Below are 22881 nucleotides of genomic sequence, written 5' to 3' on the forward strand. Positions count from 1 at the left end.
AAAAACCTGTCCAGTACGCCGAAACGAGCGCGCCATCTAAAGTCATTCTCCAGGCGATTGTGCTGTTTCTCCCAGTTTTCTCCGAGCGGTTTTTACGCTGTGCTCACTTAGATCACAGGAGGAACACCCATGCGCACCCTCATCATCGTTTTGCTCGCCCTTCTGAATACCTCTGTCGCCTCAGCCGAAGGGACGCCCAATTCCAATACGCTCCAGGGCGGCGTGGGCATCATTCTGCCTATTCCCCTCCCAATTGGTGGTTGCCTACAGCCAGGGCAACCGGTTCCGCCCAGCTGACCAGCAAGCGGTCCTCTGTTGCACCTGCTGTGCGGCTGTCCATGACAGTCACTCTCTTACACCGCTTTGTGAATCCACTCTCTTCGGTGTGCTTGTCATCAAGCACACCGAAGACTGCTGTGAGGCTCTGGACGCTGCCTCTAAATTGCCCTTCAGGAACAGCAGTGGGCTTGCTCGCTCCTGCAGAAGGGAAGTGGAGTTGGGGCGCTGCCGGTTAGAGAAGGGCTCATCAATTCAGACGCAGCCCGGCGAGCAACGTTTTCGTTCTCGCTCCTGAGGTCACCCAATAGCTCTCCCTAAACGCTTAAAGGACCTTTCAGAGCGGTATTTTTTAATTCACACTCCTCTTCTCTCGACCCGCAGTCAGCCATTCGGCTGGCCAAACAAGGCTGATGCCCGGCTCGTGGGTGGCGCCAAGGAGACAGCTGCCGCGCCGCCTGTTCCACGGCACTTTGGGTTTCTGCGGGTCGCCCTGATGGTCTCTCCTATCGTCAAGGCTTATCTCTATCTGCGCCAGATTCGATGCTGCGTGCTTGGCGCCACATGTCCTACGCCGGCAGCTTTAGAGCGCCGGCGTTAACGCGCGGATAACGCTCAAACTCAACAATGAAGCTGTCCAGGCCAGCTGACCCGTCCACAGGCGCGTCTCTCGCCTTGGGCAACGCCATTCTTTCCGTCCTGCTTCGCTTTTTCCCCTGGAGTGTGCCGCTTGCCTGAAGAGCTTCCAGCCGTGAACTAAGGTCTCCGCAGGATCAGCCGGGCCTCAGCGGTTCCGGCCGACCTACAGGTCACCACGGCGCCGCCTCGTTGCGGGGTCGCAGCGTCGTGAGCACCTGCTTCTCTATTGAGCCCTGCCCCGCAATCTGGCACAGACGTGCCAGAGGAGCTTTTCATGACTGCACTCACTGACCGTTCTGCTGCGGCCCGGCCCACCCACATGGCCACGCCTCTACCCCGAACAGACCGCTCTGAGGCACACCTGTTCACGTTGAGCCGCATGAACACCTTTGACAACGGCGCGGGTCCACTGCCAGGGCAGGTCACCTTGCTGCGGCCCGACGTCCACGATCCTTCGCAAGATCAGCTCTTCTTGGACCAGCTGCTGCTCCCGCGCGATGCCTGGCGCTACGACAGTCACGACCGGCGGCTGAGTTGGCGGGGCGCCTTCGGCGGCGGCCAGCTGACCCTGACCACCAGCCGGGGCGGCACGGGGGTCATTGGTCCAGTGGACGCTCCTATCAACGTTGACGCTTCGTCCACAGCCAACTTTCTATGCGACATGGCCCTCAACACCGGCGCCACCTATGAAACCAGCGGCGGCACCGTCGTGGGGTTCAACTGGGACCCCACCTCGCCCGCGTGGGTAAATGCCGGCTGGGTGAAGGGCCGGCTCAACCTCAGCTACACCGTGACCACCGGGGGGCCGTTTCAGCCACCGACCATCACCTTCACCTTCACGGACAACCAGACAGAAGACGTGCCGTGGTCTCCTGGCCTGGGCACCTTCGCCTCAACGCTGCAGCTGGGTAACCGGCACGGGCTGACTGTCTGGGACCTCACCTTCAAATCGAATGTGCCTCCGCAAGATGACCAGGGCGAGCCGTTTACCGGCCCAGACAGTGTGTATCCGTACTGGATGCAGGTGGTGGAAGACGCCGCCGCCAGCGCGCTGGACGGCGTCATGATGATCGACAACCTGGCCCCGCAAGGCACCCTGGTGGGGATGCGGGGGGTCCGGCAAAACGCGCGGATCACCGGCTATTACCAGGCGGCCGAGGGCCAGGCGCCGTTCGGCATTTTCAATGGACAGTTGATGGTAGACGGACAACCGGTGCCTGGGACCGCCGTCCGTGGCGACACCTTGTTCTGGAACGCCCTGCCTGCCGATCTGCAGGGGCGCCTGGGCCTGGCGGCGCAGGGTCAGGCCACCTTTGAGGCGGATGGTTCGCTAGCCGACGCTGGGCAGGGCCAGATGCTGCGGCGACTGAGCGGCAATCACGCCCTGGCGACCCTTAAAGCCCATGAGGACCTGCATCCCGCCTTGACCGCGCGGCATGCAGAGGCAACGGACGCCCTGTACAGCAGCACCCTGGACATTTACGGCCTGCTGGCGATGAATCCCTTCGTTCAGAACAGTCAGGGGCAGTGGGGGGACGCGGTCCAGGCCGCCGTCACCAACGACCTGAGCAACATCATGAACAGCTTTATACCGGCTGACATGTGGAAACTCCTGTTTCCCCAGCAGCCGCAGCCGTCATTGACTGGAGAGCTGGCGGTGGTGGCCAATTCGCCGGTTGAGGGCGTCGCCGATCCGAAAGCCTGGTATCAGTCACTGGCAACGGCAGTGATGACCTCAGGTATGTCCGGCGGCTCCGACGTGAACTGCAACAATATGAACGGCCCACGGGCCGATCAGTGGCTCAAATCGCAGGTAGGCACCTCCAAGGTGTACTACACGCACAGCCAGCTGCTCTTCACCTACGAATGGCAGCAGCGTTTTCCCCTGACGGCCCAGTACCTGACCGATCAGCAGACCAATGCGGGCACGTACAGTCCGCAGATTGACGCCCAGATCGCCCAGAGCGTCAACGACATCAACACCAACGTGGTGGCCGACGCCACCGACCCGGACCTGAAAACCAAGCTGATTACCGAGGTGACGGCGGTTGGGGCCTACGCCAAGACCAATTCGCTGTATTGGGCGTTCGCCTTTTACAGCTACAACACCACGCCGGCGGTCCTGGCCAACATCGCGCTGCAAATGGGCATCAACACGGGGTCCAGCGACGGCACGACATTGTCCCGGCTCTTTCAGCAGAACGTGGCCGTGCTGACCGCACTGGATCCCAGCGGCTACTTCGCGCAGCAGTACACCACCACCATCAACACCTTCATGGCGACGAACATCCTGCCCAGCATGTTCGGCTTTACTGGCGACGCCCAGAGTTTCGACCTCATCAAGCAGTATCTCCAGTACTTCGTGACGCAGAACCTCAACAACGAAGATCAGCAGATCGCACAGGCGGCCGCGCAGATCAGCGCCATCTTGCAAGACGAGGACGCCGACAAGATGCTGCACGATTCCCTTGAGGCGCTGCGCGACTTCTCGGGTGCCATTCAGGACGCCCTCGCGCTGCCCTTTATCGCCAACCGTTTCGTCAAATGGTTCACGGCCAAGTTCCCTAGATTCTCGTCCGTCTCCAATCTGTTCGGTTCCCTGCTAATCGGCGGAATCACTGGCCTGGCTGTCTTTAACCTCGTGACCACGTTTAAGCAGTGGGACAAACTGACCGACGCCCAAAAAGCTCAGGTCGTGATCGAGGCCTCACAGATTGGGCTTCAGATCGTGGCGGCTGTGGTCAAGCGGGGGGTCCGCATTTACGCCATCTACAGCGTCGAAGGCATGACCCGCGCGCAGCGGGCCGCCGCCGTCAGCAAGATCATCACGGTCGGAGAAGACTCCGCGCTGGACCAGGGGCTGGTCCGGATCGGCAATTCTGCTGCCCGCTGGCTGGCCGATACCGAAGGGACCATTGGCAAACTGGCCGTGGTGGATCAAGGGGTCGTGACTGCTGTGCTGGTCAACAGTGCCGAGACGGCAGCGGAACAGGCGGGCTGGGTCGGGAAGGTCTTTGGCCGAAACCTGGACGAGTTTATTGCAACTCGCGTTGGGCCCCTGTTCATCCTGGCGGGCATCGGGTTCAGCATCTACCAGATCAGCCAGGGCGAAAAGGGCATTCAGCTGGCGAGCGACATCATCAATATTGTCAGCGGCTCTTTGATGTTGTTCGGTACCCTGGGGGGATGGGCCGTTTCAGGGGGCCTGATCGCGGCGGACGGGTTTATGGCCGGTCTCATCTCAGTGGCCGGTCCCCTGGCCGTGCTGCTGGCGCTGGCCGGAGTGGGGCTCATGATTTACGAGTTGACCCAGACGCCGCCAGACCCCGTTGAGGAGTTCGTGAAGAAGTACGTCCAACCTGCCGGCTTCTACGTGGCCGGCAAGGCGAGCAGCGTGGATTACGTGACGCAGTACATCAACCCGGATCAGAAGAACCTGCTGATGATCGGCTGCACCCTGGGCGCAGGAACTTCCGTGCTCTCAGTCAGCCCGCAAGGGACTATCGGCGTGGGCGCGGCCACAGCCCTTCCCGACTGCGTGTGGCAAGTTACCACCGACGCGCAGGGCCTGAGTCAGATCATCACGCTGATTCAGCCTGATCCAAAGAGTGCGCCGGTCGCGGGCTTCCTCAGTCTGCTGGATGACCAGACAGTCGCGTTCCGTCCGCAGATGGCCAAGGCGGCCAACCCTCCACAGGGCCTCCTGGCAGACGAACCAAAAGTCACGAGCCAGACCTGGCTGAGCAGGCCCAGCGGCACCGCCACCCTGACCAGCGACGGCAAGAATCTGGCGTCTCTCAATCTGACCTGGCAGGCCGTCCTGCCGGACGCGAAGGGCAACTACGCGCCGGCCCAGGCGGCTGGCTTTCTGGTGCAGACTGCCAGCGGCGTGACCTACCAGGCGGGCAGCGGCTCCACCTTCACCCTACGGATGTCGGGGATGGCGCCGAATTACATGAAGATGGTTGATGTCAACTTCATTCTGAACAGTACACCGTCAGTCCAGCAGAGTTTTGGGCCGGCCTACGGGGTCTATCCAAGTACGCCCGCCACCTTCGCCCTGAGCCCTCAGGCCCCCAGCTTCCTGACGTTTGGGACGACGACCGGCGCGCTGGTGCCGACGGGTCAGCCCGCCACACCAGCGTCCAGCGGCACCTATACCGTGACCGCCCAAAATGCCCTCGGCACCGCCCAGACCACCTTCACCCTCAGCGTGACCGCACCGACTCCACCCGCCTGACCAGCACGCCACTGCCAGGAGCACATGCTTCTGGCAGTGGAAACTGCCCGAACTGCGTTTCACAGCGCCGGGCGTCAACAGCAGGTTACCGCTGAGGCCCATGTCTGGCCTCAGCAGGCCTCCCCAAGCTTCAGGAGAGAATGAATGAGTACCTACCCTCAGCTGCAGGCCCAGTTCGCTCAGGCCATGACCAGCAGTCTTGACAGCGGCGCCGCTCTGGCACTGACCGACGACCCCGTGCTCACCCAGGTCACCGCGCTCGTCAATGCCCTGCCGTACTACGGCGACATGACCATTGAACAGGTGCACCGCAGCGCCCTCGCCACCCTGCTGGAAGTCAATATGCCCAATCCCGGCATCGCGCCTCATCCCAGCGACAGCGGCTTCGGCTATTACACAACCTATTCGTATAATGGAAACTCCAGCGGCTACCAGAATGCCTTCTATAGCGGCGTGGCCCTGTCAGCGACGGCCAATGCCGTGGCCACCCAGGTCCAGGCGACCAGCGGCAATCTGAACAACCAGTGGTGGGGCAATTTTGGCGTCACCGTGCTAACGGACGCGGTTCGGCTGGCTGTCTCGCCCTCGCTGGATACGGGCAAACTCAGCACCGATCTGAGCAACGACAATGCCGCGCTGCTGCCTGCGCTGTCAGCCAGCTACCTCGGCGTGTTTTCCACCGGCTTCTCACCGACCGCTGCGGTGGTCTCGGCCGTGCTGGGTGCAGGGCAGGGAAGCGCGGCTGTGAGCCTGCTGAGCGACGCGGCAGTCAAAGGGCAGTTCACCAGCAACATCAATCAGGCGGTGGCTATGGGGGGCGACAGCACCAACGCCGCCGTCTGGTTTCTGTTCAATCTGTGGATCAGCCTCAAGGCGCTGGGCGCGCCCAACGTGGACGACATTATTCAGCAGAGCGCCGCCGGCGGGCTCACGGTGCCGGCTCAGGTGGGTCCCGGCGTCTGGTGGAGTGGTGGGTACACCAGCTGGTTTGCTGCGCTCAGCGGCAGTGACGTGAGCGCCCAGGCAGCCGGAACCATTGCCGCCGACCTGCCAGAAACCGAGATGACGGCTGTCGCTTCCGATCCCCCGGTCGTCCCTATCCCCTTTTCCACCTCAGAGCCTCACGGGTACGCCACCAGCCTGTGCAACTGGGGGGCACTCAACTGGTATAACCCGCCGCCCAGCAGCTGTTTCGGACGAGGAACACTGGTGTTGATGGCGGACGGCACTGTACAGGCGATTGAGACGCTTGCCATCGGAGATGAGGTGCTGTCCAGCCGGGGGCCTCGCCGGGTCATTCTGATCGAAAGCCCTCTGCGTCAGGGCCGAGCCCTCTACCAGCTGAACGGGCTGGAGGTCTTTGTCACCTCCGCCCATCCTTTCCGTTGTGCAATCAGCGGGGCGGGGCAGACTCCAGCGCTGGCTGCGGTCGATCCCTGGGCGCTGATGGACTCTTTGCCGGACCGGATCAGAGACGGGGTAACCGCCCTGCGCCCTGGCAGTCGTCTGCAGGGCTGGCAACAGGGTGAAACCGAAGTGGAGGTGACACAACTCACGGCTCTTCAGGGCGACGACGCCGAGGAGCGCGTCTATGATCTGCTGCTGGAGCGCTGGACGGAAGATAAGCCGGCCTACTATGTAGGCGGTCCAGACACGTTTCTGGCTGCCGAATCGGAAACAGCAGATCCCAGTTTTGACCTCGCCTGCACCGTGGCGGTCGCCAGCGCCCTTCAAGGCATGATCGGCAGTGCCCAGGCTGAAGTGGCAACGGTCCGCCAAGTGGCCGAAGCCGTAAGTCAGCTCCGCTTGCCGCCGTCAGAGGACGCCTCAGCTGTCCTGGCTGTGCCGGCGACCCTACCGGCCGTGCCCGACGTCAACTTTTATTTGCGAGAAGGTCGGTGGGACGAGCAGGCCTCCATGCTGGAAGCCCAGTTGATCCGTCAACATGCCCGGACCATACGCCGCCGTCTGTCCAGGCCAGCCCTGACAGGCAGTGGCAGGAGTGACACCTCCGCCGGCCTCATCGTGCGGGACCTCGAACTGCTGGGCGACTCCGGGCTTCCTGCACAGGTGAGCTCGACCCTGGAGTTCCGTCTGCGGGGCGCTGGACTGCAAAGCAGGCAGGAAGGTGACCGGGTGTTTGCGCTCCCCCTGGGCCAGGGCGAAAAGACGCGCTGGCTGCTGCTGCTTGATCAGCTGATCGACTTCAAGGTGGCCGGCGGGAGCGGCGGCCCGGCGGCCCTGGTGGGGACCCTGAGCGCTGAGACACTTGTGATCGGCCACTTCCGGTTCAACCTGGAACTGCAGGCGACCCAGGGCGTCCAGGAACACTTCCTCTTCTCCCCCGAGGGCGTCATCGTAGGCCGCCTCGCGGTGGAAGAGGTGACGCTGCACCCATCGGGACCAGAGGTGTCCTCTGCTGAAGCGCCGGGCGTAGGTCAGCAGATGGCCAGGGCCGTGCAGACAGGCGAGCACCTGGCAGAACAGTTCCGGCAAGTGGGCGCGCATCGGCTGGCGCGTACCCGAGTTTCTGGCAATTGAATTTGGGCGGGGGCGGTGGCTTCAGCAGGTGGCCCAAGTGTGAGGGCACTTTTAAACCCTGTCCTGCCAACTGCGTGGCACCACTTCGCTTGCCCCACGCTCCCCTGCTGTCACGTGGCCGCAACCCGCCAAGACACTGGCTTACTCCGGTAAGGTGACGCCAAAACTCACTGCGCCGGTGTCCAGATCATAGTGGCCGCCAACAATTTTGAGCTTTCCACGCTCCACGGCTTCAGCGAGAATGGCTGAGCGCTGTAACCGCTGGATGGTCAGGGCTGTGTTGGCCCGCACAACCTGATCGACACGGGCCGCGCCTTCGCCCTTGCCGTAAAGCACTGCTGGGCGAATGGCGGCCACCAGCGTCTCTATGTTGCCGGGCGCCAACGCCCTCCGTTCAACAACGTCCATCGTTGCCGTGACCGCGCCACAGCGTTCATGTCCCAGCACCACCAGCAAGGGAATCCCCAGTTCAGCAACGCCGAACTCCAGACTCCCCAGGGCGGCACCGTCCAACACATGACCAGCTGTGCGGATCACAAAAAGGTCACCCAGCCCTTCATCGAAGATGAGCTCCGGCGCCTCACGAGAATCTGAGCAGGCAAAAATAATGGCGTATGGCTGCTGCTTGGCAGCGACCAGCGTCCGGCGTTCAAGGGTATTGTCCGGGTGGGTCATCTGGCCCTGTTGAAACCTCAGGTTGCCCAGCGTCAGCTCGCGGAGTGCCGCGTCTGGGTCCGTGATAGGAGAGCGGGCCAGATTACTCCCCGGCGCCGTTGCTTGTGCCAGCACCGCTGGTTTGAGCCCGAACAGGGTCACCCCGGCAAGCGTCTGGACAGCCCTCTGAATGAATCGGCGACGAACGGGTTGAAGCGTGGCTTTTTCTTTCATGACTTATCCTTGCAGTCAATAGAAATGGAATAGCGGGCGCATTGAGTCAAGCCAGGTAAAAGCGTCCTGGGGGCTGATTTCTTCCTTGACTGACACCTATCTCAGGACAAAGAGATGGGTTTGATGGGGAGGCCCCCGGAGTGCACCAGAAAGTTGAACAGGTGGCCATCACGGCTGAACTGTGTGCGTCAAAGAGCCTTATGCATCAAGTAGGGGGGCCTGACGGCAGACGGAGGCCCTGAATCTTGGCAACCTCACACATTCAGGCTCAATAAGAAAAGTAGACCTGAAGCTCTCTACATATGCACGTAGTACTACCCCTGCCCTTCACACAGCTTCAGCAGAAAAATAATTCGGTCTGGTGCGCGGGTATAGCCCCAAACAATACCTTGGGACTATGCCAGTTGCTGCGTTGACCGGCACCAGGCTGCGTGTATCAGTGGGTGTACTGCTTCAGATTACCGAGGTTCACAGTATTGACAGAGGTACCTTCAAACAGCGATTTACGCATGGTGGTACTGCCTAAAAAGTCATTGCTGTCATCAATCTTGATGCCGAACCCATACCCATTCACAGAGATTTCGAAGTCAAAGTTTGACCCGTCTTTCTCGTACCAGTAGAAGCGCACGTCGCTGCTGGTGCATCCAAAGACCTGAATGGCATCCAGGTAATCTCCCGGTTCCGTGACCATCTTCAGCTGACCGTGCCAGCCAATCCCGGTCCCTTTAACAGCCACCCAGATTTCTGCTTTCCCCTTGGTCCAGGGTTCCATGTCGTCATAGAGGTCCAGCCGCACCAGCTTGACCTGGTAACAACCCTGAGCAGCCATTGCCGCGCTGGGTAAAGGCGCTTCCTTCAGCAGCTGACCGTCGGCGTCTACCCGCTCATTGACGCCCACCACCACCACGGGCGCACTTGGAGGCGTGCGGCCATCAAGTTGATGCGCGCGGCCCTGCGCATCGTAGGCCACCACGGGCGCGTATTCGTCGCCGCCTTCTGGGGCCACGGCCACCCAGGGGATCGTGCGCGCCGGATCCCAGGCCGCGCCGCGTACAGCCACCTGCAAGTTCGGAACCTGAGCAGTGAGCGCCGTCAAGCTCTGCGCGCCGAGTTCGGTGGACAGGGCCTGCGCAAACGTGCGGGACCCGACGGCCTGAGCGGCAAGAGTGCGGTACAGGACTTCCGTATCTCCATCGAACTGGAGGGCCGTCTGCTGCGCGATCAGAGACCGCATGTTGGGGTCCGTCAGGCCGGCGGCCAGTTGCCGGGCAAAGGTATGCAGCGCCGCGTTGGTCTGGGCCTGTGTCTGCGTAGGCGCGGCCGCTACGGCCGTCGGGGCGACTGTGGGCTGACCACACGCCGCAAGCGCAAGAAGGAGGCTGAGTGTCAAGGGAACGGGAAGAAAACGAGACAGCGTCATAAAACCCCCTGGGGTCGCCCCCTGAGTCCGCAGCAACACCTGAAATTGGCTGGCAAGAGCACCATACCCTCTTAAAGCGAGCAGTAGGTCTGTACGCAGTCAGATGAACAAGTCATGAAATTTAGGCTTATACGCCGGCCTTTTCTTGAAAGCGGGCATAAACGGGCCACAGCGCCTTTAAAGACACTTGAGGTGAAGGACCTCAGAGGCAGGCATCTATCGCAGGTTCAGGGCGTATATGTCGGGAGAGCCTCCATTTTGCCTTAGGCACCGCGCCACCCCTACTGCCAGGGCTTCCCTGAAGATGACCTCTCGCTCGCCTTAGAGGAATGATTCACTGCATCTGGCCTCACTGCCTGTCATTCCTGGTACACGCCACTTCTGGTTGAAATCATTGACTGTTAGCTCAATGCCAGACCACGGACGAACGCCCGGAAATCCTCGGCATAGACCTCAGGGGCTTCCCAGGCCGGAAAGTGGCCTCCCCGTGCGGGCCGAGAATACTGCCGGACATCGTAAAACCGCTCCGCCCATTCTCTCGGAGCTGTCACCAGATCGGCGGGCCACATGCACACGGCGGTCGGTACATTGACGTGATCCTCTGCGGTTAGAGGGGGGCGAAAATGACGATCATCGAAGTAATAGCGCATGGACGAACCAATCGTTTCCGTGGCCCAGTAAATCATCAGATTGTCAATGAGCAGATCCAATGGAAAGACATCCAACACGTCTTCCCCCGCACCGTGGTCGCTCCATAGGGCAAACTTCTCCACGATCCAACTTGCCAGTCCCACCGGACTATCACTCAGCGCAAAGGCGAGGGTCTGGGGCCGGGTGTAATGCACATGTTCGTAGGCGCCCTCTTCCCGCGCCCACTGGTCGGCCTGCGCCAGGTAGTCGGTTTCCGATGGTGACAGGGGACGGGACGCCGGGGTCAACGGGGGGTCTGCGACGGCAGAGAGGTGAATCCCTGTCACTGCTCCCAGAAACTTCATGGCCAACCGGGTGGCTACACCTGCGCCGATATCAGTCCCAGACGCGAAATACTGGGTATATCCCAGCTCCTCTGTCATCAGGCGGTGAAAAAAATCTTCGGCCAGGACCTGATGTGGCTGGCGAGGCCGATCGGAGAAGCCAAAGCCAGGCAGGGCGGGCATGATGACGTCAAACGACTCATCGGCAGCGCCTCCAAACGCTTCAGGGTCGGCCAGGCGAGGCGCCAGCCGCTGATACTCCGCGAAACTGGAGGGCCACCCATTCATGAGCAGTAGGGGCCGAGGGCGCGGTCCCCTCCCCTTCAGCAGAAGGTAGTGAACTCCAAATCCGTCAATCTCGACCCGGAACTGCGGAATGGCATTCAACCGCTCTTCTGCTGCGTCAAAGTCATACGAGGTCTGCCAGTGGCCGATCAGCGTTCTCAGCACCCCTGGGTTCATGCCATAGCGCCAGTCGGCTGTGACGGCGTCGCTCCACCGGACGGCCGCCAGCCGACGCCGGAGATCGTCCCGCAGCTCCTGGGAAAACTGCACGCGAAATGGCTCGCTTCGCCCCTGCCGGCCCTCGCTCAATTCTGTTACCATATAAATATCTTGAGTGGTAACCGCGTGTTTGGCAAGGAGGTGACGTATGCCAGAACACCGTGAAGGCACGCCCGAAAGATTTCGGGCGTTGGAGTCGTTCCTCTGGCATGACTTTGCTGATGGGGCGCCAGGCTGGCTTGTCTGGAACCAGCGACTCTGGCCTGAAGTCCCTGAAGCTGAAGTCACGACCTCCTGTGCAAACGCTCTCCAATTGCACCAGGCTCTGAGAAGCTTGCAGGCGCACAACAACGGTATCGACAGCGGCGCGCCCGACGAGGCTGCTGCACTGCTGAATCAGTTGATCGTGACTCACGGCGTGCGGCCCGCCGTCGATACCGAGGGGCAAGTGGCGCTGACTACAGCAGCCCAGGGCAATCCCACCGCGCGGCTTCTAGTATTGGCCCTTCAGGCCATGCAACTGGGCGTCTGGCGGCGCTTTAAAGTCTGCCGTGACGCCACCTGTGGCGCGTCTTATTTCGATGCGTCGAAAGCGGCAGTGAAAGCCTGGTGTTCTATGGACACCTGTGGCAGTCGGAATAAAATGCGGCGCTACCGAACGCGACGCTTACAGGAGGGCACCTAAAGCTGTTCATCCTGGGCAGGCGGCCCCAGCATGATCGTCACCAACTGCGCAAGCTGTGAGGCGCTGAGCGCCTGCCGTGAGAACCAGCGCCCGTAGAACAGGGTGCCGAGCAGGCCGGCAGTCAGCAGATCAACATCGGCGGCGTCCGGCAACGCTCCTCGCGTCCTGGCATCCGTCAGGACCGTCCGAACAGCCTGCGCGTGACTGTACTGAAGTTGGCTGTAGACCGCCGCAAGATCAGCATCGCGCTCAGCCGCGTCCATGACCGAGGGCAGGACAGAAGACCAGCGTGAAGCCTGCAGTTGAGCCGTAATAGAGGTCAGAAGCGTCGTGATGTCCTCGTGGAGGTGGCCTGTCGCCGGAACGTCCATGTGGGCGCTCAGGAGGGCGCAGGCGTCGAGGATCAGCGCTGACCGAGTCGGCCAATGCCGGTAGATGGTCGTCTTGGCAATCCCAGAGCGGCGCGCGACCTCGTCAATACTCATGCCCCCGAGGCCCTGTTCAGTCAGGAGATCAAGCGTGACTTGCAGAATGGCCGCCCTGGAACGCAAAACTCGGGCGTCCGTCCTGGGGTCTGCTGTGGCTGGGGTTGATCTGGGCATGGCTTGCTTTTCCTTTAACGCTACGCTACCGTATCGTAGCGTAAAAGCTGTGGTTCAAAATGAGAGGAGGAAGTATGCAACTGGTTTCCCTGCGCATGATGACGGAGAACGTGGACCGTCTTGTTCAATTTTACGAAGCGGTGACAGGTCAGGTCGCCACCCGGTACACGGTAGACTTTGCCGAACTGCGCTGGTCGGCGGTGGCCCTGGCCATCGGCCATCCCAGAACAATGGCTCACATGGGCGCTGAACTGGTGCGTCCAGCGGCCAACCAGAGCGTCATTGTTGAGTTTCTGGTGGACGATGTTGATCAGGTCTTCGAGCGGGTCCGGCAGGTGGCCGAGGTGGTTCAGGAACCCATCACGCAGCCCTGGGGCAACCGGTCTCTGCTCTGCCGTGATCCAGACGGCACGCTGCTCAATTTCTTTACCCCTGTGACCGCCGAAGCACGCCAGCGTCAGCAACCCGCAGAGGGCTGACGCGGACAGTGAACTCCGCCGTGCAAGGCTTCGCAGCTCTATCCCAGCTATAACGCACGTCCTAAACTGTCACTCCACCTGGATTCACTGCTGAGGCACCAAGAGAATCGAAGCGCGTCAAGCTATGATTGATAGGGGGCGCCGCACCACTGACAGGCGATTGAGGCTCTGCTCAGTTGGGATGCGGCGCCTCTAGTCGGTGGTCACGTTCAGCTCAGCACCAACAGATGGCGTACCTGACCCCTGCTCGCACGGCAAGGCTCTACGCCTTCAATTGACCTTCAGTCCCTTATGCACCCTTGCAGCTTGGTTTCTTTGCAGTGTGTAGGGCACTGGCCAGTGCCTTCTTCCACTGGGCGGACTGCGGTTTTACAGTGGCGCCTATGGACATGACTGGGAACACCATCCTGATTACCGGCGGCGGCAGCGGCATTGGCCGCGCCCTCGCTGAGGCCTTTCACCAGCTGGGAAATCAGGTGGTGATTGCCGGTCGCCGTCAAGACGCCCTGGACGCCGTGACGGCGGCCCACCCTGGGATGCGGGGAATTCCCCTTGACCTTGAAAGCGCCCACGGCATTCAGACCTTCGCCGAGCACCTTCTTCAGGAAGTGCCGTCCTTAAACATGGTCATCCATAACGCTGGCGTCATGATCAACGAAGACCTCAAAGACGGCACCACCGAAGCCGCCGAAACGACGGTCACCACCAACCTGCTCGGTCCCATGCGTCTCACTGCCGCCCTGATCGGGCATCTGCTCGAGCAGCCCCGCGCGGCCATCTTGACGGTGACGTCTGGGATTGCCTACTCGCCCTGGGCCCTTACCCCGGCCTACAGCGCCACGAAGGCCGGTCTGCACGCCTACACCCAGACTCTGCGCTACCAGCTTCAGGACACGGCGGTGCAAGTGATTGAGCTGATTCCGCCCTTTACACAGACGGAACTGCAGGGCCCGCAGCAAGCCACAAATCCCCATGCTCTCCCACTGGCCGACTACATCAGGGAAACGATGCAGATTCTCACAGAGCAGCCAGACGCCGAAGAAGTGGTTATTGAGCGGGTCAAGCTGCAACGGTACGCCGAGCGGCGCGGAGAAGCGGACGCCCTCTTCAAGGCCCGCAACGACGCCGCTTACGGCCGCTGAACTGGGACGCGCTGCAGCTTGATGCTCCTGCTGGTTCTCTGACTTAGGCCGTTGGCTGCACGATGTTGTACGTCAAATGCGTGGCGTGGGGCGACTGGACGACACGAACACGTTCCAAGGGAACGCGCTGCCCGAGATGGCCGAACAGCGGCAAGCCCCCACCCAACAGGACGGGCACCAGATGAATCTGCAGGGCGTCCAGCAGTCCGGCTTGGAGACATTGCCGGGCAAGGTCCGCGCCGCCAGCCACGCAGACATCCTGGCGGCCGGCGGCTTCGCGGGCCTGGGCCACACACCGGTGAAGGCCATCCGTGACGAAGGAGAACGTGGCCCCTCCGCGCGTGATGGTGGGCCGTGGCTGATGGGTCAGGATGAAATGCGGCACGTGGTACTCAGTGTCAAAGCCGTCGGGCGCCGTCCCAAAGGCTGTATGCCCCAGGATGATCGCCCCGATGCCGTCCAGGAGTTCCCGCTTGATGTCGTCGGCGGCGCCTTGTTCAGCGAAATACCAGTCGTGCAGACCCCCGTCCTCGCCCTGTGGCCCTGCGATAAAGCCGTCAAGAGACATGGCCAGGTCAAGAAAGACGAGAGACATCAGCGTAGCCCGTGACGACTAAGAGGGTGAAACCATCCGTGTATACGCATCAAATTCTCCTGGTGAAGGCTCGCCGCTGAGTTCTGAGTCCCTCTGCCGTCGCCAAGCTGAGCAGACTTGGCTGGAAGAGGCGCTGCGCCCGTGACCTGATGAAGACTACGCAGCCATCAAGTCGCCGATCCAGCCGAGGCCAGGTGCAGTACAGCACCTTCAAGACGATGCTGGCAAGGCAGACCTGAATGTAGAGCGTCATCTGTGGACCCAGTGCAGTTGGCTTTCTCACTGCGCGGGCTACGGACAAGCGAACCCCTTCCTGTCCTGGCAGACTATGCCTGGCTCTCCAACCCACAGCAGCTTTGACTTTAGAAGTCTTCGACCTCGCTTTGCACGTCATTTTCTTCTAACGCGACATAGCGCCGGGTGGTGTCCACTGAAGAGTGCCCGAGAAACAGGCCAACGCGGGTAAAGTCTTTAGTGGCGCGGTATAGGCGTGTCCCTGAGTGCTTGCGCGCGGCGTGAAAGCCTCGCCAGGCATGCCCCTGCCCCGCTGCGCGGAACGCAAGTGACATCTGGTACTTCGCCTGGTGGTACGTCCAGTCGAACAGCGCGCCCTCTGAACGGACAGGGGCGAGGCCCGCAAGGGCGGCGCGGACCCGCTTGCCCAGAGGGACCTGCCGAATTTTGCCGCCCTTCCCGTGGACAGTCAGCTGGCTCCCCCGCAGGTCGCCCACGGTGACATTCAGCGCCTCGCTGATTCGGAGCCCTGCATGGGCACAGAGCAGCAGGAGGGCCGCAAGACGGGGCTCACACTGAACCAGCACCTCGTCGATCTCGTGCATATACGGCGGGTTCTTGACGATGCCCGGCGTGGGATCAGGCGGGACGTGGGCGTCCTCGAAGGGCTGGGCTTCTGTCGCGCCCGCCCAGCGCAACGCCCGGTACAGCGCCCGCGCGCCCGCCACGTACTGCGCCACGGTTGAAGCACTCAGCGTGCCCGTCCGGCCACGGCCCTGTGACGGCCGGGTCTGGAGCTGCGCCACATAGCGGCCGCCGTCGCGCCGACCCGGCCGGAGCAGTTGGACCCCCTGAGCCTGTGCCCACGGCACAAAATCCCGCACAGCCAGACTGTAGGCCTCCAGTGTTTTTGGACTGGTGCGCGCTCCTTTGCGGCTGCCAGCAAGCATGTACGCCATCGTCATCTGGACCAGCAGCTCAAGATCGTAGGTGGCGGCTGCCTCAACGGCCCGCACCCGGAGGGCCTGATCGGTGAGGTTGGTCAGGGCCAGGGTGTCCGCAGACCGGACAAGGCTCATGGGCAAACTCCTGAAAGAGACTGACATGGAGAGCATGAAGAACAGGGCCGCACGGGCCCTTATGGTACTGGCTCGCCTTTATGTTTGACACTAATACCGGCAAGCCAGCACTTGACCCCCAGCCCTGAGCAGATCGGACGGCACGGCCTGTTTTTCCCTTTCGGGCACTTCTCCAAGGCTGGGCACCTGCTGGTAACTCTCAGCCTGGCATTCAAAGAGTCCAAAAATCACACCCTGGACGCGGTAGTATAGGCCGCAATGACGTCGCTGACGTATTCGAGTTTCAAGTGGGGTGCTTCATCACGGTGACCGATCTGGGGCAGGCGCGGAACGAGCTGGCGGCTTTGACTGCCCAGCTTCAGCATGTAAGTGCGCCGGCCGACCTGACCATGCTGCACCGGGACGCCGCTTACGTTGCGCTGGACCTGGGCGAATCGGCCCTGGCCATGACCCACGCCGTGCAGTGTCTGGACGCGGCCCGCAGTGCCGGCGAGCCAGCGCTAGAAGTGAAGGCGCATGTCACGGTGGCCCTGGTGATGGGCGAGGCTTACGATGACCTGGGCGCCAGCAGCCACTTCGCCGAGGCCGACGCCCTGTCCCGCGCCAGTGGCTACGTGCGCGGCGTGGCCCTGGCAGCGGTCAATGCGTCTCATTTTGAGCTGGAACGCGGACTGTACGGCGCGGCCACCTTGCGGCTGCACGCCCTGCTGACCTCCGAACACGCTGCTGGCCTGCTGATTGTGGATGAGCGCGTGGGCACCGAGCTGTACCAGTCGTTTCACATCAACTATGTCAAGGGATCAAGTCTGGCCCTCCGCCAGAACGAGGTGCCACCGGGTCTGCGCCCAGGCGTGGAAGCCCAGGTCCAGACGTCGGCCGCTGTGCTGGGGACCATGCGCCGCGACGAACAGCTGGCGCCGCGCTGGCAGCCAGACATTCTGGATTCCCTGACGGCCTACGCCCTGCTGCGCCGCCATACCGATGAGGCCCTGGCCCTGGCCACCGAACGCATTCACCTGGCCCGCGCCAGTGGCATCAGAACGCATCTGGGCCGCGCCCTGCTCGAACGCGCCGGCGTGCATGCCGAGCGCCGCGCCTGGGCCGCCGTCATCACCGATGCCCAGGAGGCCGCGCTGCTGTTTGAGCAGGACAGCCGGGAACTGCTGGCCGTTCACGCCTGGCAGGCGGTCGCCGACGCCCGCGCGCAGCAGGGGCACTTCCGCGAGGCGTTTGGGGTGCAGCGGCAGCTGACGCAGCGCACCGAAGCGCTCTACCGCGCCTTTTTTCAGCAGGGCGCGCAGCTGCGGCAGATTGAACGGCAGGCCCGCGAGGCCGAGGTGCGCGCGCAGGCCATGGCGGAGGCGGCCACCCACGATCCACTGACTGGCGCTCCCAACCGCTCGGTGGCCCTGGAAGCTCTGGCAGCCCTCTGGGAAGAGGCCCAGCGGGGCCGGGTCAGCAGTGTGGCCCTGATGGACATTGACCACTTTAAGAGTGTCAACGACCGTTTTGGGCACGCCATAGGCGACGAGGTTCTGATTCGGGTGGTGCAGCATCTCAGCGCTCAGCTAAGTGACCAGGAATGCCTGGCCCGCTTTGGCGGCGAGGAGTTCCTGCTAATTTTGCAGGGCCTGACTCTGGCCGAAGCGCAGCAGGTCTGCGAGGAGCTGCGCGCCGCCCTGCACACCCTCACCTGGGACGATCTCGCTCCGGACCTCACCGTCACCGGGAGCTTCGGGGTCGCCATCATGCAGCCGGGCATTCCACTCAAGCGTACCCTGCAAGAAGCCGACGCAGCGCTCTACGCCGCCAAAGCCGCCGGCCGCAACATGGTGCAACTGGCTGACCCGTTTCGACTTCAGGGGGAGGGTCAAGCAGAAGGCGCCGAACATCCATCTGTCCCGAGGGCCAGCGAGAAGACAGGGCCTTAAGACAGAGATTTCTTGCTTTCGCCGCCGGCTTCCTTGCCCCTCTACCAGACAAAACGCCACTGTCCAGCCGGCTGATCCGACCTCCCTGGCCACGCCTTGACGCACCCCCCCAGGGGGGGTAGCATCCGCGCATGACGACGGAACTTTCGATTACCGGGATGACCTGCGGCCACTGCGAGCGTGCGGTGCGTGAAGCGCTGCTGGCCGTTCCAGGTGTGGAACACGCTCAGGTGAATCTGCCAGCAGGCCAGGCCACGGTGACAGGTTCGGTTGACCCGCAGGCGCTGGTTCAGGCGGTCAGTGCAGAAGGCTACAGCGCCCAGCTTCGCGGCTGACATGGCGCGCGCCGCCTGTCACGACCCCGCCACCCTCTGCATGCCCGAGGAAGCGCGCAAGCGGGCCGCGCGGCGCCTGAGTATTGCCCGCGGGCACCTGGACAGCATTGTGCGGATGCTGGACGATCCCAATGTGTACTGCGTGGACGTGCTGCGGCAGATCAAGGCGGTTCAAGGCGCACTGTCGGGAGCGGGTGAGGTGGTCCTGCGCGGCCATTTGGAGGCCCACGTTGCCACCGCCTCCACACGCGGGGACAGCCTTGAACTGGTCGAAGAGCTGATGGAAGCCTTGAAATACACCTGAAGGCTACCGGCGGGCATCAGTGACTTGACCCGACAGCCTAGCAAAGGTAAACACAACAGGCAGCCCTAAGATCAGGGCCGCCTGCTGTTTTGATGTGGCATAGGGCCAGCGCGCTTTTTTACTGTGCCGGCGGCAGGTCAGGCACGGTTCCCGAGCAGTTGGCGTTGACCACCAGCAGCTGACACACCTTCTGCCCAGTGCTGTTTACACCGGCAGCGCCGGCGGGGGGCTTGGCGTACACGCGCTCTTTCCAGACCTGCCACAGCATCATGCCGTCGCCGGGTCGGCCCTTGTTTTTCATGTAGGTGGCCAGGGTTTCGACGTTGTAATAGCGGGTGGCCTCGTTGTTGGTGCCGGTGTTCATCTCGGCGTCGTACACAGTGCCGGGTTCGGCGTTCAGTTTCAGGATGGCGCCGCCGCTGCCCTCAGGGGCGACTTCCAGCCCCATGGCGATAGGGCCACCGTAAATGGCGCGGTAGCTCTCGTAGCCCTCGCGCGGATCATAGTAGGTGCCGCCGTCATAGGACATCAGGTTGACGCGGTCAATCTTGGCGCCCAGGTCACGCACCACGCGGTACATGGTGCCGCCAAACGGACTGCCCCACTGCACCTTGCCTTCTTCCCAGGGCGTGCCTTTCACGTAATAGGCACCTGTACTCCAGCCCGCAATGCTGATCTGCGTGTTCAGGCCACGCGCGGCAATCTCGGCATCCAGGGTGTTGATGATGTTCTTGATTTCGGCGTCTTTACTGCATGAAAATTGGGCGTCTGCCAACTTATTGCAGCTGCTGCCGCTGGATTCCCAGTCAATGTCCACGCCGCTGGCCCCCAGGTCCTCGGCCAGATCAACCACGCGCTTGGCGTTAAAGCTGGCCCACTGACTGCCCTGGCTGTACGCCCAGCCCCCCACACTGATCCAGACCCGCGTGCCGCGCGCTTTCAGAGCGGCGACATTGTTACGCAGGGTCTGTGCCTGCGCCGCCGTGAACTTCCGCTGACCGTTGGGGGTAGACGCGCCCTCGGCAAATTCAAAACCGGCCACCGCCTGATCGAAGGCGTAGCTGCCTTTGACATAGGTCGTATCTGGGCGGGCGAACGACAGGTTGAGGTCGGTGTAATAAGGCGGAATGTTGCTCGTGGTCAGGTCGCTCACGCTGGTCTGCCAGGTGCCCGCGTACCCCACATAAATGGCCTTGTTGGTTGAAGGCGGCGGGGTAGAGCCGATGGAGACAGTCACGCTGCTAGAGGCGATGTTGGTATTGCCAGCGGCATCGAAGGCTTTGGCGCTGTAGCTGCGGCTCCCGTTGTTGGCACTCGTCACCGCCTCCGACGCCGTGAACGGCGCCGTCGTATCAGTGCTCAGCAGCCGCGTGCCCTGATAAAACTCCACCTTCGTCACCCCCACGTTGTCCGACGCTGTGGCCGTGAGCGTCACGTTCCCGGCACTCGTCACCGTCCCTGGACTGGCGCTGAGACTCACGGTGGGGGCGGTGGTGTCACCGCCCGGGGGTGGGGTGGTCGTGCCCGCACAGCTGGCGCCATTGAGGGTGCAGGTGTTGACGCCCGTGAGTTGCCCAGAGCCGTCATAGCCGATGGTGACACTGCCACCGGCGGGGATGGTGGCGCCGCCCCAGGCGTTGGGGGTGATGGTGTACAGACCACTGCTGTCTTTGGTGATGCTGCCGCCCGCACCCCAAGCGCTGCTGCCGGCAGCAGCGTTGCCATTGAACTTGAACTTGAGGGTCCAGCTGGTGATGGCGCTGGGGCCCGGGTTGGTGAGGGTGATGCGGCCGGTGAAGCCCGTGTCCCAGGTCCCCGTGCTGTCAAACGTCGCTGTCGGGCCGGTCGCCTGCACTTGAAGCAGCGAATCTTGAGCCCCAGCCACACCTGGGTCCGGGGTCTGGGAACAGGCAGCCAGAGCCAAAAGGGCAGTCAGCAACAAGCGGGTGCGCGGGAATCGGTACACGGCAAGCCTCCTTGTCAGGTCAGACAGAAATGGCGGCCCAGAGACAGGGCGACTCTATTCAGCTGTGGCGACTTCACCGTTATACATCTGGCTCAGGACAAGAATGTGAAAATAAATTGCTGCATATCTAGACAGATAGAGCACCGCCGAAGATGGCCTCTTTCGTGTATAGCGTGCTGATTCACTTAAGCGCCTCAAGAATGGGTTTGTTTTTTCTACTATTCAACAAAGCTGAAGAAAATAATTTTCTTGTTTTATCTGATGATCGTATCTGGTTAGCGAGGCACAAGGCTGCGCTCAACAAGTGAGTCGGCATGGTGTTCATCGGAGGTCACTCGCCACATTCATGGGCGCCGGCCTGAGTTGATGCTCCTGAGGTCCATAGAGAGGGCGATGCCCCAATCTCTCCTACCGGCATACGTTCCACGCATTCTCCGACCTATTTCCGACTTCTCAGTTGAAGAGACTCAAGCCAATCCGCTGCTGATGCAATCACGAGATGAAGAACGCGCTGGACCCGTCAGCAACGACTTCGACAGCCTGTTTAGGAGGTCAGCTCTCCGCTCTGGCGCAGGGCCACGCGGCGGCGTTTGACGGCGTACATCCGCTCGTCGGCCAGGCGCAGCAGGGTCTGCGGCTCGCCTTCCTGGCTGTGGGCCACCCCCACGCTGGCCCCAGCCTGCGGCGCCAGCTGACGGGCCGCCAACACCGCCGTGTCTACCTGGTCCAGCAGTAGTTCCTCGTTGGTGGGGGCCGTCAGCACCACGAATTCATCGCCGCCGTAGCGGTATACCTGGCCTGCGCTGCCCACTTCGGCGGCCAGCGTGGCCGCAAATACACGCAGCAGCTTGTCCCCCTGGGCGTGACCGCCCACATCGTTGACTGCTTTCAGGCCGTCCACATCGGCCATCACGAGCATGAAGGGCACCGCCGAGGGCTGGGCCAGGTCCTGTTCCAGGGCGCGGCGGTTCAGGACCCCTGTCAGCACATCCCGCCGGGCCCAGGCCCGCGCCTGGCGGTGGTCCAGGCTGGCGCGCAGGGACCGCGCCGCCGCTTCAAAGAGCGAGCGCTCGGCGGCGCGCCAGCCCCCCTGCGGATGACCGTTCAGGCGCGCGGCCACCAGCCAGAGGGTCTGGTCGGCGTCCATGCCCACCGGTGCCCAGGCCAGGGCCTGTAGGTCAGTTGGTCCAGGGAGGCCCAGCGCCTGAGCGTCATCCAGCAGCGTGGGCCGCTCTGTGCCGGGTAAGTGCGGCCGCAACAGGCGGAACAGCTCATCACCCTCCAGGGCCGCACGCTGTTCGGGCTGAACGCGGGGATGCAGGTGCCCCACGCTGAGCGCGCCCTCATCTCCGTGTATCACCAGCAGCCCCGTCACATCGCTGTGCATGGCCTCGCCCAGCAGGGCGGCGGCGGCCAGCAGCGCGTCCTGGGGCTCCAGGTCCAGGCTCAGCAGCTGTGAAATGCCGTCCAGGGCCTGCGACTGCGCCAGACTGCGCTGCAACTCGGCGCTGTGTTCGCGCTGCGCGTCCAGTGAGAGGGTCAGGCGCTGCTGATAGGCGCGCAGTTCTAACTCGGTGACCACGATGTCCGCCAGGTCTTGCAGCGCCTGAAGGTCCTGCGGGGTCAGGGGATGTGGCTGGGTGTCCGTGACGCACAGGGTGCCGATGCGGTGCCCGCTGGGCATCACCAGCGGGGCGCCGGCGTACATATGCACGTGGGGCTCGCCCGTCACCATCGGGTTCTGAGCAAATCGCGGGTCCAGGTGGGCATTGGGCACCACAAGCGGCTGGTCCTGCTGAATGGTCCAGGCGCAAAAGGAGTCGGCGCGCGGCGCGGTGGTGTCGCCTACCCCCACCGACGCCTTGCCCCACTGCCGGAACTGGTCCACGAAGTTAATCACCGCCACCGGCGTTTTCAGGATGGCGGCGGCCAGCCGAGCAATCCGGTCAAATTGCGGCTCGCGCGGCGTGTCCAGAATGCCGTAGTACGCCAGGGCCATCAGGCGGGCGGACTCGTCAGGCAAGGTGGGGGCGCCGGTCATGGCCCC

At 62.5% G+C, this 22881-nt stretch carries 16 protein-coding genes; 8 read left to right on the plus strand and 8 right to left on the minus strand.

Translation table 11 applies throughout. From position 1 onward, the window contains the following. Positions 1–1189 precede the first annotated feature (1189 nt). Positions 1190–5155 carry an Ig domain-containing protein gene (locus K7W42_RS11755; protein WP_224574856.1) on the plus strand — a complete coding sequence of 1322 codons (3966 nt, stop codon included), beginning with the start codon at positions 1190–1192 and terminating at the stop codon, positions 5153–5155. 144 nt (positions 5156–5299) lie between these two features. Further along, a complete protein-coding gene (locus tag K7W42_RS11760) occupies positions 5300–7696 on the plus strand; it encodes a Hint domain-containing protein (protein WP_224574858.1) in 2397 nt (798 codons plus the stop codon). A 141-nt stretch (positions 7697–7837) separates the two neighbouring features. Here K7W42_RS11760 and K7W42_RS11765 read toward each other — a convergent pair whose 3' ends face one another. From K7W42_RS11765 to K7W42_RS11775, 3 genes are all read right to left on the minus strand, one after another. Next, on the minus strand, positions 7838–8584 hold the full coding sequence (locus K7W42_RS11765) for a carbonic anhydrase (RefSeq protein WP_224574860.1): 747 nt from the start codon (positions 8582–8584) through the stop codon (positions 7838–7840). A 436-nt stretch (positions 8585–9020) separates the two neighbouring features. Continuing rightward, the gene (locus K7W42_RS11770; protein WP_224574862.1) at positions 9021–10004 is read right to left on the minus strand and encodes a DUF3103 family protein; all 984 of its coding nucleotides are present in this window, start codon (positions 10002–10004) and stop codon (positions 9021–9023) included. Positions 10005–10405: 401 nt separating this feature from the next. Next, entirely contained in the window at positions 10406–11584 is a 1179-nt protein-coding gene (locus K7W42_RS11775) for an epoxide hydrolase family protein (RefSeq protein WP_224574864.1), read from the minus strand. 46 nt (positions 11585–11630) lie between these two features. Here K7W42_RS11775 and K7W42_RS11780 point away from each other — a divergent pair, with 46 nt between their 5' ends. Continuing rightward, on the plus strand, positions 11631–12167 hold the full coding sequence (locus tag K7W42_RS11780) for a CGNR zinc finger domain-containing protein (RefSeq protein WP_224574866.1): 537 nt from the start codon (positions 11631–11633) through the stop codon (positions 12165–12167). Here K7W42_RS11780 and K7W42_RS11785 read toward each other — a convergent pair. Then, positions 12164–12769, minus strand: coding sequence for a TetR/AcrR family transcriptional regulator (locus K7W42_RS11785; protein ID WP_224574868.1), 606 nt, complete (start codon positions 12767–12769; stop codon positions 12164–12166). The genes K7W42_RS11780 and K7W42_RS11785 overlap by 4 nt on opposite strands. Before the next feature lie 74 nt (positions 12770–12843). On the opposite strand from K7W42_RS11785, the gene K7W42_RS11790 reads away from it, so the two are divergent. Both K7W42_RS11790 and K7W42_RS11795 read left to right on the plus strand, forming a co-directional pair. After that, the gene (locus K7W42_RS11790) at positions 12844–13248 is read left to right on the plus strand and encodes a VOC family protein (RefSeq protein ID WP_224574870.1); all 405 of its coding nucleotides are present in this window, start codon (positions 12844–12846) and stop codon (positions 13246–13248) included. A gap of 383 nt (positions 13249–13631) precedes the next feature. Further along, complete coding sequence (locus K7W42_RS11795; RefSeq protein ID WP_224574872.1) at positions 13632–14390, plus strand: SDR family oxidoreductase; 759 nt, start codon at positions 13632–13634, stop codon at positions 14388–14390. Positions 14391–14433: 43 nt separating this feature from the next. On the opposite strand, the gene K7W42_RS11800 is transcribed toward K7W42_RS11795, so the two are convergent. Further along, positions 14434–14985, minus strand: coding sequence for a dihydrofolate reductase family protein (locus K7W42_RS11800; RefSeq protein ID WP_224574873.1), 552 nt, complete (start codon positions 14983–14985; stop codon positions 14434–14436). 362 nt (positions 14986–15347) lie between these two features. Then, complete coding sequence (locus K7W42_RS11805) at positions 15348–16298, minus strand: tyrosine-type recombinase/integrase (RefSeq protein ID WP_224574874.1); 951 nt, start codon at positions 16296–16298, stop codon at positions 15348–15350. Positions 16299–16585: 287 nt separating this feature from the next. On the opposite strand from K7W42_RS11805, the gene K7W42_RS23270 reads away from it, so the two are divergent. From K7W42_RS23270 to K7W42_RS11820, 3 genes are all read left to right on the plus strand, one after another. Continuing rightward, entirely contained in the window at positions 16586–18229 is a 1644-nt protein-coding gene (locus tag K7W42_RS23270; protein WP_224574875.1) for a GGDEF domain-containing protein, read from the plus strand. Positions 18230–18360: 131 nt separating this feature from the next. Further along, positions 18361–18564: a CopZ family metallochaperone gene (locus K7W42_RS11815; RefSeq protein ID WP_224574876.1), complete on the plus strand. Its 204-nt coding sequence runs from the start codon at positions 18361–18363 to the stop codon at positions 18562–18564. Position 18565: 1 nt separating this feature from the next. Then, a complete protein-coding gene (locus tag K7W42_RS11820) occupies positions 18566–18868 on the plus strand; it encodes a metal-sensitive transcriptional regulator (protein WP_224574877.1) in 303 nt (100 codons plus the stop codon). A 118-nt stretch (positions 18869–18986) separates the two neighbouring features. On the opposite strand, the gene K7W42_RS11825 is transcribed toward K7W42_RS11820, so the two are convergent. Both K7W42_RS11825 and K7W42_RS11830 read right to left on the minus strand, forming a co-directional pair. After that, positions 18987–20834 (minus strand): cellulose binding domain-containing protein, encoded by a 1848-nt coding sequence (locus K7W42_RS11825; RefSeq protein WP_224574878.1) that lies wholly within the window; start codon positions 20832–20834, stop codon positions 18987–18989. 544 nt (positions 20835–21378) lie between these two features. Next, positions 21379–22875 carry a sensor domain-containing diguanylate cyclase gene (locus tag K7W42_RS11830; protein ID WP_224574879.1) on the minus strand — a complete coding sequence of 499 codons (1497 nt, stop codon included), beginning with the start codon at positions 22873–22875 and terminating at the stop codon, positions 21379–21381. Between the last annotated feature and the right edge of the window lie 6 nt (positions 22876–22881).

Source organism: Deinococcus betulae (assembly GCF_020166395.1).
GTDB lineage: Bacteria > Deinococcota > Deinococci > Deinococcales > Deinococcaceae > Deinococcus > Deinococcus betulae.

What these genes read in the sequence shown, in the direction of transcription:
- K7W42_RS11755 (WP_224574856.1), top strand. Translation starts at nt 1,190, where the DNA reads ATGACTGCACTCACTGACCGTTCTGCTGCGGCCCGGCCCACCCACATG.
- K7W42_RS11760 (WP_224574858.1), top strand. Translation starts at nt 5,300, where the DNA reads ATGAGTACCTACCCTCAGCTGCAGGCCCAGTTCGCTCAGGCCATGACC.
- K7W42_RS11765 (WP_224574860.1), bottom strand. Translation starts at nt 8,584, where the DNA reads ATGAAAGAAAAAGCCACGCTTCAACCCGTTCGTCGCCGATTCATTCAG.
- K7W42_RS11770 (WP_224574862.1), bottom strand. Translation starts at nt 10,004, where the DNA reads ATGACGCTGTCTCGTTTTCTTCCCGTTCCCTTGACACTCAGCCTCCTT.
- K7W42_RS11775 (WP_224574864.1), bottom strand. Translation starts at nt 11,584, where the DNA reads ATGGTAACAGAATTGAGCGAGGGCCGGCAGGGGCGAAGCGAGCCATTT.
- K7W42_RS11780 (WP_224574866.1), top strand. Translation starts at nt 11,631, where the DNA reads ATGCCAGAACACCGTGAAGGCACGCCCGAAAGATTTCGGGCGTTGGAG.
- K7W42_RS11785 (WP_224574868.1), bottom strand. Translation starts at nt 12,769, where the DNA reads ATGCCCAGATCAACCCCAGCCACAGCAGACCCCAGGACGGACGCCCGA.
- K7W42_RS11790 (WP_224574870.1), top strand. Translation starts at nt 12,844, where the DNA reads ATGCAACTGGTTTCCCTGCGCATGATGACGGAGAACGTGGACCGTCTT.
- K7W42_RS11795 (WP_224574872.1), top strand. Translation starts at nt 13,632, where the DNA reads ATGGACATGACTGGGAACACCATCCTGATTACCGGCGGCGGCAGCGGC.
- K7W42_RS11800 (WP_224574873.1), bottom strand. Translation starts at nt 14,985, where the DNA reads ATGTCTCTCGTCTTTCTTGACCTGGCCATGTCTCTTGACGGCTTTATC.
- K7W42_RS11805 (WP_224574874.1), bottom strand. Translation starts at nt 16,298, where the DNA reads ATGAGCCTTGTCCGGTCTGCGGACACCCTGGCCCTGACCAACCTCACC.
- K7W42_RS11815 (WP_224574876.1), top strand. Translation starts at nt 18,361, where the DNA reads ATGACGACGGAACTTTCGATTACCGGGATGACCTGCGGCCACTGCGAG.
- K7W42_RS11820 (WP_224574877.1), top strand. Translation starts at nt 18,566, where the DNA reads ATGGCGCGCGCCGCCTGTCACGACCCCGCCACCCTCTGCATGCCCGAG.
- K7W42_RS11830 (WP_224574879.1), bottom strand. Translation starts at nt 22,875, where the DNA reads ATGACCGGCGCCCCCACCTTGCCTGACGAGTCCGCCCGCCTGATGGCC.